The 18,345-nt window shown below is 33.7% G+C and carries 19 protein-coding genes and 2 tRNA genes; all 21 read right to left on the bottom strand.

What is annotated here, in order from left to right; all coding sequences use genetic code 11:
- Positions 1-2: 2 nt before the first annotated feature.
- Entirely contained in the window at positions 3-392 is a 390-nt protein-coding gene (locus V6984_RS08780) for a hypothetical protein (protein WP_342759408.1), read from the bottom strand.
- A 15-nt stretch (positions 393-407) separates the two neighbouring features.
- A complete protein-coding gene (locus V6984_RS08785) occupies positions 408-881 on the bottom strand; it encodes a hypothetical protein (protein ID WP_342759409.1) in 474 nt (157 codons plus the stop codon).
- Between the two features lie 274 nt (positions 882-1,155).
- Positions 1,156-2,268, bottom strand: a complete 1,113-nt coding sequence (locus V6984_RS08790; protein ID WP_342759410.1) for a hypothetical protein — start codon at positions 2,266-2,268, stop codon at positions 1,156-1,158.
- Between the two features lie 24 nt (positions 2,269-2,292).
- Positions 2,293-2,703, bottom strand: coding sequence for a hypothetical protein (locus V6984_RS08795; RefSeq protein WP_342759411.1), 411 nt, complete (start codon positions 2,701-2,703; stop codon positions 2,293-2,295).
- 14 nt (positions 2,704-2,717) lie between these two features.
- Complete coding sequence (locus V6984_RS08800; RefSeq protein WP_342759412.1) at positions 2,718-3,908, bottom strand: hypothetical protein; 1,191 nt, start codon at positions 3,906-3,908, stop codon at positions 2,718-2,720.
- 65 nt (positions 3,909-3,973) lie between these two features.
- Positions 3,974-5,581 (bottom strand): hypothetical protein, encoded by a 1,608-nt coding sequence (locus V6984_RS08805; protein ID WP_342759413.1) that lies wholly within the window; start codon positions 5,579-5,581, stop codon positions 3,974-3,976.
- Between the two features lie 25 nt (positions 5,582-5,606).
- Positions 5,607-7,421, bottom strand: coding sequence for a hypothetical protein (locus tag V6984_RS08810; RefSeq protein ID WP_342759414.1), 1,815 nt, complete (start codon positions 7,419-7,421; stop codon positions 5,607-5,609).
- A complete protein-coding gene (locus V6984_RS08815; protein ID WP_342759415.1) occupies positions 7,408-8,394 on the bottom strand; it encodes a hypothetical protein in 987 nt (328 codons plus the stop codon). The genes V6984_RS08810 and V6984_RS08815 overlap by 14 nt, the downstream gene beginning before the upstream one ends.
- A 183-nt stretch (positions 8,395-8,577) precedes the next feature.
- Positions 8,578-8,748, bottom strand: coding sequence for a hypothetical protein (locus tag V6984_RS08820; protein WP_342759416.1), 171 nt, complete (start codon positions 8,746-8,748; stop codon positions 8,578-8,580).
- Positions 8,749-8,760: 12 nt separating this feature from the next.
- The gene (locus tag V6984_RS08825; RefSeq protein ID WP_342759417.1) at positions 8,761-9,213 is read right to left on the bottom strand and encodes a hypothetical protein; all 453 of its coding nucleotides are present in this window, start codon (positions 9,211-9,213) and stop codon (positions 8,761-8,763) included.
- Positions 9,214-9,232: 19 nt separating this feature from the next.
- Positions 9,233-11,827 (bottom strand): phage tail protein, encoded by a 2,595-nt coding sequence (locus V6984_RS08830; protein WP_342759418.1) that lies wholly within the window; start codon positions 11,825-11,827, stop codon positions 9,233-9,235.
- A 2-nt stretch (positions 11,828-11,829) separates the two neighbouring features.
- Positions 11,830-12,069 carry a hypothetical protein gene (locus V6984_RS08835; RefSeq protein ID WP_342759419.1) on the bottom strand — a complete coding sequence of 80 codons (240 nt, stop codon included), beginning with the start codon at positions 12,067-12,069 and terminating at the stop codon, positions 11,830-11,832.
- 105 nt (positions 12,070-12,174) lie between these two features.
- Positions 12,175-12,259: transfer RNA gene (locus tag V6984_RS08840), tRNA-Ser, on the bottom strand.
- A gap of 397 nt (positions 12,260-12,656) precedes the next feature.
- A complete protein-coding gene (locus tag V6984_RS08845; protein WP_342759420.1) occupies positions 12,657-13,610 on the bottom strand; it encodes a tyrosine-type recombinase/integrase in 954 nt (317 codons plus the stop codon).
- A gap of 88 nt (positions 13,611-13,698) precedes the next feature.
- Positions 13,699-14,331: a hypothetical protein gene (locus V6984_RS08850; protein ID WP_342759421.1), complete on the bottom strand. Its 633-nt coding sequence runs from the start codon at positions 14,329-14,331 to the stop codon at positions 13,699-13,701.
- 93 nt (positions 14,332-14,424) lie between these two features.
- Positions 14,425-15,633, bottom strand: coding sequence for a hypothetical protein (locus V6984_RS08855; RefSeq protein WP_342759422.1), 1,209 nt, complete (start codon positions 15,631-15,633; stop codon positions 14,425-14,427).
- 2 nt (positions 15,634-15,635) lie between these two features.
- On the bottom strand, positions 15,636-15,851 hold the full coding sequence (locus tag V6984_RS08860) for a hypothetical protein (RefSeq protein WP_342759423.1): 216 nt from the start codon (positions 15,849-15,851) through the stop codon (positions 15,636-15,638).
- 90 nt (positions 15,852-15,941) lie between these two features.
- A tRNA-Gly gene (locus tag V6984_RS08865) sits at positions 15,942-16,016 on the bottom strand.
- 453 nt (positions 16,017-16,469) lie between these two features.
- A complete protein-coding gene (locus V6984_RS08870) occupies positions 16,470-17,102 on the bottom strand; it encodes a hypothetical protein (RefSeq protein ID WP_342759424.1) in 633 nt (210 codons plus the stop codon).
- Between the two features lie 65 nt (positions 17,103-17,167).
- Positions 17,168-17,473: a hypothetical protein gene (locus V6984_RS08875; protein ID WP_342759425.1), complete on the bottom strand. Its 306-nt coding sequence runs from the start codon at positions 17,471-17,473 to the stop codon at positions 17,168-17,170.
- A 212-nt stretch (positions 17,474-17,685) separates the two neighbouring features.
- Positions 17,686-18,039, bottom strand: coding sequence for a hypothetical protein (locus tag V6984_RS08880; RefSeq protein WP_342759426.1), 354 nt, complete (start codon positions 18,037-18,039; stop codon positions 17,686-17,688).
- Positions 18,040-18,345 lie beyond the last annotated feature (306 nt).

Below are 18,345 nucleotides of genomic sequence, written 5' to 3' on the forward strand. Positions count from 1 at the left end.
AATCAGTTATAAGCGGTGGGCTTAAGATTGTCAAACATTTCTAACAAGTCCGCTTTCGTCTTTTTCAGTTCATCCTCTGTATACTTTGATAAATTACTGTTACCATTAATACTCAAATCTTTTCCGACAATAGACGCTATTTTATTCACTCTTGAATATTCTCTTTCAAGATAGTAAACCTTAATTGTGGTGGCTAATACATCTATTGTATATTGGTCTAAGTCAAAACCGAATTCTTCCAATACAGAGTCAAAGATAAGTGGGCTTATTTCTACTCCATAATTTCCAATAGCCTTAATCAGCCACATTTTTTCTAATGACTCTGGAATTTCTTTTTTGTCCATAAAAGAGGACTCAAACGATTCTATTACGTCAAAAAATGTTGTAGCCATCGTCCGCCTCCTTATTTAGTTACCTCTTAAAGTAAATTTACAGTAATCTTTGCAAAATTGTATTTTTTCATATGAGTCCAGTTTAAGATCGTCAATCGATTTTAATAGATAAGCTTTTTCTGCTCTGGTCTTTACATTCTCTTTGATATTTTTTTCAAAAGCTGACAATGTTTTTAACTCAAACCACTTTTGTATTTTGTCTTTTGAAATAACAGACTGAGTTCGTTTACCATCTTCTGAATCAAATTCAAAATATCTTCTTGTGTCAGAATCTTCAATATAAATAGTGGCATGAGAACCATATGAATCCAATCCCGTCAACAATTTATTACCAGCGCTAATTTGGTCTGAAAGTTCATCCCTTTTGATTCTGGTTGTTCCATTTGGTGCAATAGTGGTGTCTCCCCGACCTACCATGTTAGGAAATCCAACACTCCACGGTGCAATATTTCTAACCGTGACCTTTTCGTCCATATTAATTTCAATCATTTCTTTTCCCTTTCAACTATGTAGAAGTTTCAATTATAACTGTGCTTTATGCTGTTATACATTTGAATAGCCGAATCTAGCTTTTCTGATTTTATATAAGTCCAATATTTTTTATTTGTATTATGATTGATACTTATAGAAACATATTGGAACTTCATGGAAGCTAAGAAATTCTGCAATCTCACTGAATAACAATAAAATATATTGTTTTCCATTAAACTATTTTCCTTTAGAAATAGAGAGTGGAAGAATCCACCCTCTAAATTAAACTATTTTACAGTTGATCAAGATTTGTATCATGAATAATTGCAATGCATTCAGGGGCTGCAACGCCAACGGCAATTTTCAAATCAAATCTGGTCATAATTTCCCCAGTAGACACGGAATTACCAGAGAAACTTGTCATTCCACCAATACTAAAGGACTGAACCGGAGCAATTCCATTTGCAGGAGCCGCAGGAGTTACAATACCAAGACCAGCGGGTAATAATACATCGTAATTCTTCTCGCCTTCACCATCTGTTACAATCTTATTAAAATTGTATCCATTAGGAATTTCAACAAGAACTGATCCGTTATAAGAACCAATAATACCATTATCTGCAATTTCATCTAACAGTTTCTGGGAAACGCCTGTAATAGCATTAGAACCAAGCGTTCCGGCATATCCAATCCAAGGAAGGAACTGTGCCAGAAGAGCATAGTCGCCATGTACATTTGGCTTTCCATACCTTCTAATTTTAGTTAACAATGCGTCAACACTTGCTTTAGCAAGTCCTGCATTTTCATAGAAATATCTAACCCCAGTAGCACTTTCAACTGCTTTAAATACAGTTTCCAGAACATACATAGTAGCTTTATTTCTAATCTCTTTTCTAACTTCCTCCATAAGAGTATTTTCAGTTGTCATATCACCAAGTTCAATTTCTCTATAATCAGACTTATGACCACCAGAAATTGTAATTGGAGCGAGAGGAGACTTGCTCTTCCTGGAGAACGCCGTAGAAACATCCTGACCTTCCGCTTGAATATCAGATCTTATATTTTCGTATGTAATCTTTTCAAGATAAGCAGTGTCGTTCCAACCTAAAGGCTTATAAGAACCAAATACTGATAACAGTTTAATTTCCTGTAAAAGCTTTGGATTCATTACAAATTTTCTGATTTCGTTCAACTCAGAAATTGCAACAGGATCATTCAGTGCCGCTTTTGCTCCCAAATCCTTAATAAACTTAACTGCTGCGTCAGCCTTTTTGCCAAATTTCCCAACCTCTTCTCCATTTACCATCGCAGAGAAAACCTCTACAACCGGCGATTTTTCTGTAACTCTACCACTAGAAAATGTAGCATCATTTCTAGCATTGTTTAATTCAAAAGAATAATTCATTTATATTTCCTCCAATCAAAATTGTTATTTTACGATTTTTGCCCTGCATCCATAGCTGGTAGGTTCAATTACTTCAAGATACTTTTCAGTGGGCGCAGTACCCGGTACGGCTAAAGTTCCATTCGCAACAGAAACCAGTTTGTCGCCCTTTGCATAAGATGCCGGTAACTGAGCAGTAGTAATATTAACAATCTGTCCACTTACAATAGATAAATCTGCAATTCTTGCGGGAGTATCTTTATTAATCTTATAATCATCACTCTTAGCATCATCACCGTCTTCCAAATTCATAATGGTATAAAAACCAGTTGCTCCAGCAGTGAATACTCCATTTACAACCGTTCCAAAAGTACCATTTACATACTCGGCAGCAAGAGTAGCATCCACAAAAGGATAATTCTTCTCCGTAGCTGATAATTTTTCAAATCTTACCATACTTTTATTCCTCCTTAAAAAATGTTTACATCTTCATTATCATCATCTTCAGCGCTGTTAATTTCGCTGAAAATATCAACTGTTTCTGTGTTTGCAGAATTTTGTTCTGCAACCTTTGCATCCGCTTCTGCCTTTTTCTGTCTCTCTACAATTGCGGTGCAAATCTTTGCCTTAATTGAATTGATTTCAGAAGTAAAAGATTCGAATTCCTCTACCTTTGCACAAGCTTCAATATTAGCCTTTAAAGTATTAATGTCTTCTTTAACTGGTTCCTGCTCTGCTTCATTAAATTCTCCAATAGTGGAGTCTAGTTCACCTAACTTAGTTGCAACTTTTGCTTTTACAAGCTCTTTTTCAAGAAGATCTCGTTCTTGCCAGTAGGTTTCGTGTTCCGCTTTTAAGTCGTCCAGCGCCTTTTGTAATTGAGAGACTGAGGCATTTAGCTCAAAGATTTCCCCTTCTTTATCACTCAATTGCGTATTAAGTTCATCAATCTTTGTAGTCAATTCATCATTTTTACTATTTGATTCCGAAATGGCACTCTGGATTAACGCCTTTAATTCTTTTTCTTCCATATTAAATTTTTCCTCCTTGTTAATTTTCTGTGCTACTTCAAGTAAAATTGCATTAGAATCTGCTGGAAGAACGGAAAGGATTGCTGTCCCAGAAAAAACAAACTCCGAAGGAGTTCTAAATTCTTCCGTAGGAGTTTCTTCTAAATATTTAAGTTGGTTATTATTAGAAGGTAATCCCATCAATTCTATAGACGTATCTATCTTTCCTAATGCAAAGTTTTCTCGTACCCATTTCACAAAATTTGGATAGCGTTGCATATATAGATAGCCGGTTCCTGCGAGTACCTTTATTTCAGAGTTATCAACTGTAACAGTTTCTATTTCTGTGCTTTCTATTACGCCAACAGTCTCGCTATTTTCAAATACTGGCTCCTGAATACCGTCATCCGTTAAAATTGTTCCTGTGTACCCATGATCCAACGGCGTGCTCTTTGTTTCATCAACAAAAGAAACGCAAATGGGCATTAACTTTGCACTATCCTTTGCATTTAAGACACATGTTTCATCCCAATGTAGACCGTTGTCATTTGTCTCGTTCGGGTCGTCATGTATTTTTAGAAGAGCAATTTTAATTGGGACTCTGCCCCCTTTAATAGCACGTTTTGAAATCTCGAGGATTCTAGTAAACATTTTTAATCCTCCTTATTTTTGTATATAAAAAGAGAGCAGCATTAACCGCTCTCTAATTATTAGAATTATTTTTTGTCGCTTGGACTAGGTAATGAATTTCCACCTTTATTTTCTTCTGGATTATCTCCCGTAGGTCTACCGCCAACGTTATCATCTTTTGAAACTGTTGCACTTGTAAGGTGTGGTAAGTACTTTTCAAAATATCCCTTATCTACTTCTGAATCCAATACATTTAAATATATCTCTGGGTCAATTCCCGAGGAAGCAATAAGAAATGTTAGGCTGCCACCTGCCTGAGTGTACAACATACTCATCATCTCAAAAAATTCTTTTCGATTTACAAAAGAGGTAGGAAAGTAGTAAATATCTACTGCGTTCTTTTCGTCATTGATGATATTTTTATTTATTACATGTACAAGTTCATTTTTCCATAAGCAGATCCATGTATATAATTGACTTGTTATCATTTCAAGATTTTGACTACCGGCCGCATAGTTACCGGTGGACATAGCGCCGATTAATGATGCTGATATTCCCAAATCAACGGCAATATCGTTATTTAGGTTAGCTTCGTTCTTTTCATCAAAAATATCCGTTGATGTATCTACAGAGTCAAGCTCAGTACCAGCCGCAAGAGATATAAATGTAGTACCACCACGACTGTTTTTATTCATAATTGCCTTTTTAACGGTGTCATGCTGATTTTGTTGCTGCGTCTGATTTAAACTAGAACCATTGCCCTGTTTATTCTCGGGGAAAACTTCGTATACAACTTTATTACTTATTTCATCTAATGTCTTTCTTTTGGTATCTGTAAAATAATCCTTATAAAGAACATCGGATAAAGCGGCAATAATTAAACTTCTACCCCACGCCTCATTGTCTTTGCATTTAATTTTTACACACATCGTTTTATTATTATCTAGTACAAGCCAATTACCCTTGCGAGTCTTATCATTATATCCGTCAACAATTTCTTTAGGATACTTACGAAGTTTCCTGTTTAAACTCTCTCCGTTATAAGTATTAAAATATTGTAAATTAAAAGCTAACACATATCTACTGTTTTTTTTGCCGACTATTTTCGTGTACTCCCACGGCAGAGTGATGATAGAAGCATTAATACCCAGTTCGTTAATTTCCACAATATTTTCCACCTCATAATCAGACATGAATTTTGATTTGTCTGATGCTTTTTTAGTGGTCTCAAAGTAGTAAAATGCTATACCATCAAGCATATCAGTAAACAAACCGTCTCTAATAAAAGACTTGTCATTAATTGTCTTTAGAACAGAAGACATTAACTCTTTGTTTGATTCTGCCTTGCGGGTTTTTGACTTTGAAGTAATAACCCTATCTAAAGTCATAATAGAAGTGCAGTAGTCAATAGAATTACCGATAATACCAGATTTGCCATATACAAACTCAGATAGCTTGATGGCAGTGTCATGATTAACGATGGGGTTTCTTAAAACGGAATCTATTTCTTCTTTAGAAAAATAATCATAGACTCCGCAATTAAAAATCGCATCTGAAATATATTGGGGGGAACAGTACGAGTTGAATTCATATGATTTCTCAAAAGCATCAGGAATTTTTGTTTCAGATTTAGAAATCGTATCGGTTTTGTTTTTGGGAGGTCTGCCCCGTTTACGCTTTATTTCTTCCGGCATTTAGAGCCTCCTTTCTATTATGTTGTTAGTTTACTAGACATGTATACTCATAATCGGACATACTTCCTAACATATCTAATTCTAATTGATCAATAAAATAAGAACCATAAGAACATGCTGTATATCTATCCTTACGATTCTTTCCTTGTTCAAATACTTTAATAATCCCAGTCTGCGGCATTTTTTCATATTGTAGTTCTGCACACTCATTAATCATAGATTGAGTTTCTAAAAACGGTCTTTCATACTCGATTTGTTTATCTACGTCAACTTCATTGTAATAATCCTTGTCGCCGTTTAAGATTTCCTCTTTTGCGATACTATAAGGAACTAAAAAGTCTATTTTCCCTTCCAGTAAATTTCTTCTATAGGCAGTAGCAATATCACTATTTAAATTTTGTGTAGCGTTTATTGCATAAATACATTCTTTAGCGTTTACATCAGGACATGTCTTAGCATATTCTTCGTTATTCATACATTTTAAAGGTGGATATTCGATGTTTCTTTCTGTGTCATATAAAACTTTTTGTAATGAGTAAAGAACCTGTAAGCCTCCATTCCGAACATCAATGACGATGTAGTCAGACTCAAAATCTTCATATAATTGACGGATTCTAATTGCCTGTAATGTTGTGTCACCAATCTGATTTGACTCCATATATGGATATTTTCTTCTATATCCTTGCTTTACTTCAATAATGTTATTTTCATTTTCATGTGTGATACTTTCTGGAATTGCACGAATGCAAGCATACACTGAATTGTCGTTCTGACTTCCTGCCACAAAAGCAATATCATTTGAGACGACTCTTAGTTCATTGTCTTGTTTTGTTATAGAATATTTATTTTTTCTTCCATTCTTAAAATCGAGGATATTACGTGGATAAAACAACTGTCTAAGTATTTGCCTATCGATCAACATTTTATAAGTAAAGTATGAAGAAATGGAATCTCTAACTTTTAGATTCAGAAACTCAATTTTCCATGTGGCCGGATCTTGCTTTTTCTTTTCTTTTATCATCTGTTTCATAGTCTTTAAGCCATGTTTTAATGTTATACTTTCATCAAAAGCAAGCATCACACCGCCCTTGTGGTTTTTCATAGCGTCTAATGCCTGTGCAGAAATATCCCACATCCAGTTACCATCATCGTACCAACTAGAACTGATATAGATATCTACCGGTTCTTCCTCTAATATCGGATTATTTTTATAATAATCTTTAAGCATATATTTTGGCTTACGTGGTGTCTGAAATGGTGAAATTACAGAATCCTCGACCTTTTTCTTAATTTGTCGAAATTCTTCCCTTGCAATCGCATTAGACCTTAATCCCCTGGCGTTTTCATTTGCAACAAAAACAGTAATTTTTGATCCATTTCTAAATTTTACAAAAATATCATTACTACGTACTCCATAGGAATCTATTTCTTTTTTTAAGATAGGAGACCAATCGCATAACTCATCTATTATTTTTTCGGAGACAATTAACTTAGCTTGTTTCTCAGTAGAAGCTCCAATCCTAAACTTTGTACCCTTATATAACAAACATCTGGCAACCGCATAGACGGCAACGATAAAAGATTTAGCATCGTTTCGACTGGCAATTATGCAAATAAGATTAGAAACCCCCATTAAATAAATAGAAATTGCTTGATATTCATATAGGTTTATTTTTAAATAATCCATAACAAATCGATGCATGTTTCTACGCCAAAAGGTAGCCCACGCTAATACGTGTAGAACATTATTAGGATTACTTAAATAATGCGTACTTGGAAAATTTCTATATAAGTTAAGTTGATTATTATCAGCATATGTGGACAAATCATTCTTCTTCATAGTCTTCCTCTGTTTCTGGAACAAAGTACTCTTTGTCTCTTGTGGAGCTTCCAGTCTCAAGATTAATTAGTGGTCTTAAAATATGTCTTTCCATATACTCGCCAATGTCATCGTGATCCTTATACAATTCTTTATCTTGATAAAATTCTTCGGGAGTGTAATCTGATATAAATCCCAATGTCATACAAAAGGTTTCATCATTACTGTTATCTTTTTCCTCTACAGTTTTAAGTCCGGCCTGTTTGAAAGTTTTTGCGTATTCACCATTTGCTTTCGTATATCCATCTAAATCTTTGTTTTTTAATGCCTTTATCATAAGTAGATTTAAATGACATAATGACCTTATAAATATCTCTTGATTATTATCTGCATTTGGATTATTTTCCTTAAGCATCTTATAATGTTCTTCTAAAATAGGATATTCGTCATCTTCAAAAACTCCAACTCCCCATCGTTTTAAAGTTGCTTTTGTAATATTTATTTCACCGTTGGCTTTTTTTACATCATACTCTTCAATAGAAGAAATAGTATTTGTACGTTCTTCGTCAAGAGTGGTGTCAAAAGTTTTTTTTATATATTGAGTAAGGTTAGATCTTGATACATAAGTATGAATACGAGAACGATTCTTTGTAATTTTCCTACTTGCGTTTAAAAGACTTGTACAGTAATAAATGTCATACTTTTCACATATTCTTCGAACAGCTAAATCCTCATTGTTTCCGTAAGCCTCTGTATAATGAACAAACATTTGATCTAAACATTTTTTGCAAACAGGTAGGTGATAGTTCCAGCCAGCATATAGTTCACTTTGAGAAGAAGGAAAATTATCATCTAGTTTTGTGTAATTTGTACCACATGAAGGACACTTATAAAAATTAGGTTCTTCATCTTTAGAATGCCTTATTTTTGCGATTTCTGTATTTTTAGACGGCGTAGTAGTAGCAACGCGTCTATTTGATTTTTCTTGTGCCATTTACTCGCACCACCTTTCAACTAAGTTGTATAATAAAAAAGCACTGCCCACCGAAGCAGTAGTGCTTGTAGAATTTTCGTATTTAACTTTCCAAATGAAAGCGCAGTTTTGTACCAAAATAGAAGAGGGCAGTAATTACCACCCTCTTATGTTTGTAATTATTTATTTCTAAAACTTACACGACTATACATTAAATACTTCATCAAGATAAGCAAGAGCTTCTGTAACTTCCTCATCTGTAAGCCATCCATTTAAGTTCCATTTGGCTATTACTTCCTGATAATAATCTTTTGTAAAAGCTTTTGTTTTAATACTTCTCTTAATCACATTAAGAAAACTTATCATATTTTCCATCCTTATCCTTACCTATTCCATTGACATTATAATGATAATATTAGCCATTTCATCCAAACCTGTCTCTAGTGATGTAATCTTTTCTCTTAAAGAAGGCGGCGGTGTCGGAGGATTCTGTATTTCATACAAAATTTGCTGTTTTTTATGTTCGTCCAATTGATAATAATATTCTATTTCTACAACTTCTTTTTCAATAAAATTATCTTCATAATATTCAACTATTTCCGTTATTGTTTCACCAGTATCAATTCCGCCCCCGTCAAAAATAGGAAATGTCTCCTCTCTCTGTTTGAGAATAGGTTCATTAACCGTAATTGTCTTTATTATCTCTTTTGACAATAGCTGATAGGCAGGATAATATATCACTTCATCCTCTGGTAAATAGTCCATATCAACAGAACCATTTGAAATTCCGACAATACTCCAACCAGTAATATAATTATTTGAATCTATTTGTATTTTCACTTATCACACCTCCTGCTTTTTAATCAAAAGTTTTATATTTAATCCCTATAACCTTAGTTATATAGCTACATGATTGAATCAATACAAAACTATTGTACGTTGATTCACCTGCTTTAATGTCCGTAAGACAATTTATTTCATTTATGCTAAATGGAAATGAAACGTATTGAGTAAGTGAATGTAAATCAATTGCTTTTTTTATAGTGTTACTAAGAGTTTCCACATATCGATTATATCGAACCAATGAACTATTAGGATTTACATCGATAAATTCCAAACCTATCTTATCAAAATTAGTAATGGAATCAATTAGACTTATGGTATTAGTTACATTAGCTACTGTGGCAGTTCCTACAGACCCTTCCCATAAAGTAGTTTCTTCTATCAATCCTTGAATACTCATAAAATATGTTGGTTCATATTTTATACAATAAAGAACGGCAGTATTAGTAGGACGAGTAGTATAAGCATATGTATAAGGAGTTGCGATTTGTGTTAATGTGCCTAAATCCAATGCTTTATAGAATCTAGCTGAATTTGTTAAATTAGAATCCGCATTTAAAAATGAATTACTTTTCTTTTCCTCTTTATAGTCTATAATTAAAGAGTTATAACCAGATGATGTAGCGTATGGAAACATACCGGGTAAACTGGTGGGATCTTGATGAACACCTACACTTGCCCCTGTACCAGTATTCCTCGTAGCAGCACCAGTACCCCTTAAGAATTCACCTCTTAAATCTGGAACAGCAAAGGTTGTAGTTCCGTTTCCGCCAAAATAATTAAATGTTCCAAACTGGTCTTTAATATACTGAGAAAGATATGGATAATCAACTATGTTATATATTGTTCCATCACAATTTAAATAGTGATTCGGTGCAGTAACTCCCATTTGTGTTATTATATGACCTACAGGAGTATCTTCAATTCCGTTAGTAGTGTTTACATGCTCGACAGGATCAATAACTACACTATCGAAGTTAATTCCTTTAATAGATAATATTGTAATTCCGGTATATGAACTAGAAGTAGACGGATTGTTGGTGATGTAGATAAAAAGTTTTTTTGAATCTTTAAACCACATAGTGGCGTTGCAATTCATATGTCCATACGCGCCAGCGCTAGTGGTTGCAATGTCCGCAGAAACTTTCAATAATGACCCATTTTGATCATTTATGATATCACTATCATTATATTTTATTGAACTTACATTAAACATATTTACTGTAGGTTCAATGTCAATTGAAGAGTTTTTTAAAGAAACAACTATTTCGATCATATTATAATTAGTGATATCATCAAGTAATGTTACATCAAGATTTATAGCTCTACTAACAGCCGTTCCTAATGCTGTAGCCTTTGTTAGCGGTAATTCGATTTCAGAAGATAATAAGTTTGTATATCCTCTTTTATTTGTAGATTTTTGAGCAATACTGATATTGTCTGCAATAAATTCTACATCCTGTACTCTATCTGATATTTTTTGAGAACTCCAAGTAGTAGTTGTGCTAGTTATTTCATCATCAATATTTGCTCCAGAATTTCCTCCCCCTTCTCCCCCAATAGGGCTATTATTATAGAGAGGTTTTCCGTCAACACCTTCTGAAAATTTATCTAGAACAGAAAGGTTGTTATTATGAGCATGTTTTTTATTAACAGCATCATCATACCCCTCTCTAAGCTCGTCAGTTAAGTCATTTGTTACATGAGGAATAATAGGTTTATTAGTTAAGTCATTATAATTACCACTAAATTTGCTATTCCATTTTTGAATCAACTCCGAAGTAATGGTATCTAACAATGCTTTATTTTCATGAGAGTGAAGAGTACCATGTGTATGATTAATATCTGATTTTTCGGCTAGAGCTAGACTGAGTTCAGATGACGTAACATATCCACTTAAATTCATATTAGTGTTACCTAATGTTACCCATTCGCCCTCGATATACATAAATTGATTATAGATAGACTCTCCGGCAGAAATTAGATAAATGGTTGTAGTAGATATATCTTCAGTAGGTAATTCCGTCACAATAGAAGTGGTCAGTCTGTTTATATTACTGACGAGGTTGGATATTTCCGCCTTAGTATATGTTTCTGCTTTAGTATAATAATTAATAAGATTATTTACGGTGTTCTTAATAAAGTTCTCATCATTAGTTAATTGAGATAGTGCAATTGGAATCATAGGAAAATCTGTTAAATCATTAAAACTTATCTCAGTATTGGGTACTGCCACATATCCGGTGTCATAATCACCTATAAACCAACGTTTAGTTTCATCGTCTATACGTGGTACGGCACCGGAATCTCCTTTATCACCCTTAACAGTATTTAAAGTGCCCACTTGTAGAGTATTGCCGTTTGATAGAAGAGCAGTAACCTTATTATCTTCTGAAATATTCATTGAGGTAACATATATTCCATCTTGTCCATCGTCACCCTTTTCACCCTTTATAGATTCTAACCACTCAGCCTCGGTTCCAGTAAAGCCATTTGAAACATCTATTTCGTAAGCTGACTTGCCGGGATCACCTTTTAAAGCACCGGCTCCTTCCAAAGAAGAAGCGGTATATGATTTTGCTAATGATAATCCAATAACATCTAATGCCATAATTACACCTCCCCCATGTTTTTCCAACCAAAGCCATAGAGCATATAAACTAATACAGCTCCATCTTGATTGCCTACTATACACGTTGAACCCATGGGTACTGTGTGTTTGTACTCTGCAAATATTCCCGTCCCATGCTGTGTAGTTGTGGGGAGACTGTTAACTTCCGATGTGCTATCGCATACAAATTCCGCAACATTCACATTAGCTTTATCACCATATCTTAGTAAAACTCCTGCCATAATTTAATCCATCCTTTCTTTTGTTTTGCATTTGTCGATTTCCTTATAAATAAAACCGACTTACAAATAATTGAAAGTCGGATAAATAGTTCCCCTTTTAAATGACGGTACGCCAGAGACTCGAACTCTGATTGCTTTAAGACATCACCGATTTTCAAGACCGGCTCCTTACCAATTAGGATAACGTACCATTAAAATAGGAGAGCACTGAAGACCCTCCTGATGTTTCTGTCTTTCCAGAATGTCAGGCGCACAGCCATTTACAAATTTTATCGCAAGACACCACCCACTAAGATTAATGTCTCACAACCATAATCAATACGGCTCTCTCCAATTATAATTCTCATTAACGCAGAGATACGCGGACTTTCTTACGCATTCTAGGGCACATAGTACCAATTAAGGCTTCGGTCTTTTGCCTTTGCAAGAGTTCCAGCGAACTCCGTTACTCCTTCTACAGCATGGTAGATGAACTAAATTATTGACTGGGCGGTGTGTCTAGCATCTCAGGTACTCCTTACGGAGTGCGTCGGGAACCATTTCCGACCTCAATAATTAATTCTCCAAAGGAAATTTGGATTTCGTTTTTAAATTACAACATTATCCTTAAGTTCTCTTACTTTAGAAGTGTCATTTTTAATATAAAATTTCCTTGTGACATCTACCCCAGAATGATTCAACATAGTAGATACATCTTCAAGGCTAACGCCAGCGTTTTTAAGCAATGTAGCATATGAGTGACGATAGTCATGAGGGTGTAGGGTTGGTACTCCAATCATGTTTCCGATTTTTTTACACCATTCATTAAGTGTGCCATCTTGGATAGGCTTATCTTCTCGTACATAAGGGGTAATAAATAACCATCCATAGTCATTAATGCCATTTTCATTACGATACGCTATAAGTTTTTCAAGATATTCTTTTGTTTCTACACTAAAGCTTAATTCTACAAGCTTTCCCTCTTTTTCAAGTACATTAGAGCAAATACGTTCTTCCAAATCTACCTGACCCCATTTCAAATTTGCAATAGCATGAACTCTTGCCATAGTAGTAAGAGATAAGAATGCATATGCTTGTAACTGAATGTCTTTAAATTCATCAAGCTTTTCACGCATCAATTGCACTTGTTCTTTAGTTAAATATGTTTGAACCGCTATAGGTTGCCCCGATTTAGGCCTATCTATAAATTCAACGGGAGATTCCTTGATGATTTTCTTTTTGCGAAGGAATTTGTAAAATGCCGATATAGAAGACATAACACGTTTTTGTCTGTTAACATTATTTCCTTGTTGTTTTCTCCAATAGTAATATTCTGTAATATCGTCTTCAGTTGCATCTAAAACAGAAAGATTAAACTGATTATCATGCATAAAGATAAACCACTGTTTCAGATCAGAATTGTACGCGTCAATTGAATTTTGTGATAAATCACGAATAGACATATCTACTTGATATTTCTGAAATAATTTAAGAGTTTCCGGATTAATGTTTTTTAACTTTTCTTCATCATGCATTTTAATTCGCTTACTGCGTTCTGCCATATTATTATCACTTCCTTCCGTTCATTTATTAATCAGCCTCAACACTGATAGGTAGCCACTTTCACCGCACACATAATCTCTAAGCCTATTAGCTCCAAAATTCTCCTAATAAGTCCTTAATTATATCTTTATCCAGAATATTATCCGTGTAAAAAGAGTAACTACAATAACTATTGCCGTCAGACTTACTTGCCGTAAAACCATGCATTTCTCCATCTTTGCCAGTGCTATAATTTATTGTGGTGTCTTGATTACAACCGCACTTACACTGATATTCACATTCATTGTCTTCCTCATCTTCACCAATTCCAAATAAAATAGTTATATTACTATTATCTTCAACAGATATAACAATTAAATCCTGTTCACATTCTTCTTGATAAAACATAGATACTTCATTGTAAAGTTTATAAGGTGCAAACTCATCGTTTCTTGCCTTTTCAATCGTTATGTGACCCTCGTCGGTAATTCTGATACAATATTCACTGTCGTATTCGTTATTATAATAAAATCTCGCAAGATCAATAAAACCAACCTCAAAATCATGTTCCTCTATAAGTATTTTAAAAATAGAGTATATAAAATCTGCCTTTGCATAAATTGCAATAGAGTCCTTTTCTTGGTCTTTAATTATTGAATGTGCTCCACGGACAAAGCCCTCGACTAGACTATAAACATCCTCGTAGTCTTTAATCTTCAAATTCGCATATTTATTAATCAAAATTTCCCTTCTTTCTTTATACAAAAATAGGAGAGTGTAACACTCTCCGAAAATGGTTGCAAAATATAAATGCAACTTGTTATGTTTGCTTAATTAGTTTAGCTTAATAGAATATTCTATGGTCTTACCCCTGTCTTCTTCAATAATAAGCATTGTAGCACCCGCGTTAGAGGTTTTATTTAAAGATAGTGAGTAGTCGTCAACACCTATAACGCTAGGGACATTAATAACTTCACAATTTACACCTATCGTTTCAGATTTTGAATGATGCAGATGACCGGCAATCAAATAGCTGATTTTGGTGTTATATGTATGGGAGAAATCTTTTATAGCCCTCTCCATAGATTTTACTTCTCCATGAATACCTAAAAAGTTAAATCCAAATATTTCATCATATATCATACCCGTAGGATTCTCTATCAGTTCAAAATTCGGATTATCTACTAATCTAGCCTTAATCATGGCCCTGACTACTAAGTCCATATTCTCATTTGTAAATGTACCTTTTGGCTGCCCAATAAGTCGAAGTTCAGTATGATTACCCTTAACCATTTGGAATTTAATATTTACATATTTTGATAATTCATTTAACCAATTACATATAAACTCAGCGTATAATACTGTGCCCTCCACAATACCATATCTAAGCTTTAATAATTGAGAAACTCGCAAGATTCCGTCACTAAAATCTCCCATAGAAAATATTCTAATTTCATCTAGGTTTTCTTTATTTATTATGTTAATAACCTGATGTTGTAAATCCCACATTCTACGGATAAAAATTTCTGGATTATAAGAATTAATAACTTCCCCATGTAATCCATATAATTCGAATTCTGCGCCAAAATGCTCATCACCAAAACACAGGACACCCACACGATTTGAAATTTGCATCCCGTTAAATTCAGGTATTTCTAATGGTGTTATGTTATTAATTGCCTCAACGATATGCTGTGTAACTAACTCGTCCCTAGACAGCTCTCGTATCCATTTGTTAGTCTCTAAGCGCTCAGTTTGGGCTTTTATTCTCTCTTTTTGAATTGAAATCTTATCTGAAGGACTACCAAAATCAATAGTAGAAGATGAGTTGTCTTTAATTGGCTCATTAATCCAGCCAGCATCTAAATATTCATAAAGTAACTTACTTCCTTTACGAATGGTATCTCTATGTTCTGAATCGCCAAGATTATTGGATCTAAAGTCAGTAATATCTTGCCACTCTACGCCCTCATCAGTTTGTCTTCTTTTAAGTAAATCTAGTTGTTCTCTGAGAAATTCGTTGTTATGTATTGTGTTCACCACCCTTACTCGTTATCTTCAGATTCGTCATCAGTAATTTCTTCTTCTGTCTTTTCCTTCATAGAAACATCTATATGCTTTCCGGCAAACTTTTTATAGAAATCTGCAAGCTGTTTAGTTTCTCCGTCCAAATCCATAGCAAGCCCATTTTCAGATACAACACCTGACAATTTAATTTCTTCCGTGGTTGTTACCTTATGTACAATTGCACTTTTAGCCATTCTTAAAATCCTCCATAATTAAAAATTCCTACCGGAAACCGATAGGATAGTAGTAGTTAGTGTATATTTTGTTGGTTCCCGTAATGGGGAAGTATCATGCGAGATTTGAACTCGCGTTCATTGATTGGAAATCAATTGTCCTTAACCGAACTAGACGAATGATACAAATATTGTTTTTGAGACACCAATGACGATACCGCTAAATAGCAGTACCGCCACCGGATATGAAAAGAAGAGATAAGTGAAAAGCTTATTAATTTTTATGTAGTCATTACAGCCTTGTACAAACCTAATCGTCAATTACACAGCGCGATTGAAACTTAACCAAGGGTTTTATCGAATTTTAGTAATTACGTTTTAAACTTTATAAATAAAGAGTTTTAAAATATAATCTTTAAATTCTAAATATTGAATTTTGAGCTTTTATCATACTTTTATGTATATGTAAATACATTTTCGTCGATAATGTATTTGCTATTCATCAATATTTGATAAATTCAAATTATTCTATTAAGAATTATTCTTGATTTTATTTTACCTATGATTATCCGTAGATACCCGCATAGGTGACGGGGTGTAAGTTTTAGGTTTTCGTAATAACTACAATGTATTTATGACTTAAAAATCAATTGCAATTTTTGTAATAGCATTTGAAATGACAAGCTGAGTATCTACCTGGCTTTTGAAATTATCAATCTCTTCTTCAAGCTTGACAATTTTATCGTAAATTTCAATTGGGTCAATAAGCTCAAACTCGTTTTTGTCTCGGTATGGTTTCTCAATAGCTTCCTGATCTTCCTTGCTTATTTTCTTATCTGAGTCCTTGCCGATAAGGGTTGCCAGTAATTCATCAACCTTGTTATCAACCTTCCTATTTTCCTTATTTACCAAGTCGGTGGCATTCACATACTGCCTTTTCATTTCAAATAGTAGGGTTTCTTCATATTCGATGGAATTTTTCCGTTCAATAGCCTCTGCAACCGTCATAACCTTGTCAGCAACTTGAACCTCTGTAATTGCATTAGATTTTACAATGGCAGATTTCAAAGCATTTCTATTTGCAATTAAATCAATAGAAGACTGATATGTAGACTTCGCTCTATCAATAAAAGCCTCTTTTGAAACTACACCGATTTTATCAGACGACTTTTTAGCACCTCCTGCAAATGATGCATTAGTAATAGATTTTGTGATTTTCGAATCATACAATTTTAATTCGTTAAGTGCCTCTGTAATACTAATTTCTCTCATATTAAATTCGCTCCTTTTATTCTCAATTAATTATGTTTTATTTGTCACAATTATGTATTCTCTGTTTATTCAAATAACTTTTCGTTAACTTTATTATTATAATATTTTGAAACAGATACTTTTAAATTTACATGTTCTGGACAATCTAAATCTTCAAACATTCCCTTTGTATAAGATTTTTTACCTATATAATTTCTTCCAATGCTCATTCCATTGAAAATTTTAATATCTATTTTTTCAGTAGGAGAGGAAGAAGATAAGTAGTCAAATATAATATTCTCTGCCGTCTTAAAAATTTGTCGGACTGTTGCTACATTCATATCTTCTTTATCAGCAATCTTTTTAATAATATTTTCTTGCGTAACCGTCAAATATTACCTCCTATCTGAACGAATTCGATTTGTTAGAAACATATCTTGATTTGTAATTGATAACATTGTATAATTCTCCTTATAGTAGTTATTTTAGCGATATGCGTTCTCCATATACACACAAATTTTAATACGTTATTTACGGACTATTTTATTTTGACTGATAATTTTCGTCCGTAAATAACGGGTCTTATTTAGCTGATAAGATAATTCTAGTTATGAGTCTTTCTCCAATATTCTCTTTTGACTCTTTTATTTTCTTCCTGTTGACAAGACTCGCATCTTTGAGACTTTGACATATTATCCACTTCAACCCATTCTCCACAATTAATACACTGAATAAACTTAGTTTTCTTAATCTGAATATTTTTCTCCAAACTATTTACAACACATTGACCATAGCAGAACCAAAGCAATTGCTTGTATCTTTTTTTATGTCCGTATAAATATTCCACCAACATATCGGCAATAATTTCGTCTGAATATCCAGTTGTGCTAAACAATTTTCTAATCTGACAAGCAACATATCTCAGATTATCAATATACTCGTCCTTCATATTTATCATATAGCGGTATTTTCTATTTAACTCGTTATATAAATTGACTACCTCTTCGCAGCAAACCATATTCACATTTCCCATTAACAAACGATAATCAATAGAGCCGAGATTTAGGCCACTGGTATTAATCGCTTTATTGGGGATTCTATCAAAGATTTTATTGACAAAACTCTGATTTCGTTTTTCGACCTGTTCTTTTTCTTTGTCCTTAGCGTATTTGAAAAATGCGGGTAATTTCTTTTTGGTGAATTCTTGAATCCCGTCATTTATGTGTTTTGGGAATTCAGGCTTGTATAAAGTTTTGGCGTACCG

The organism is Kineothrix sp. IPX-CK (assembly GCF_039134705.1).
Taxonomy (GTDB): Bacteria; Bacillota; Clostridia; order Lachnospirales; family Lachnospiraceae; genus Kineothrix; species Kineothrix sedimenti.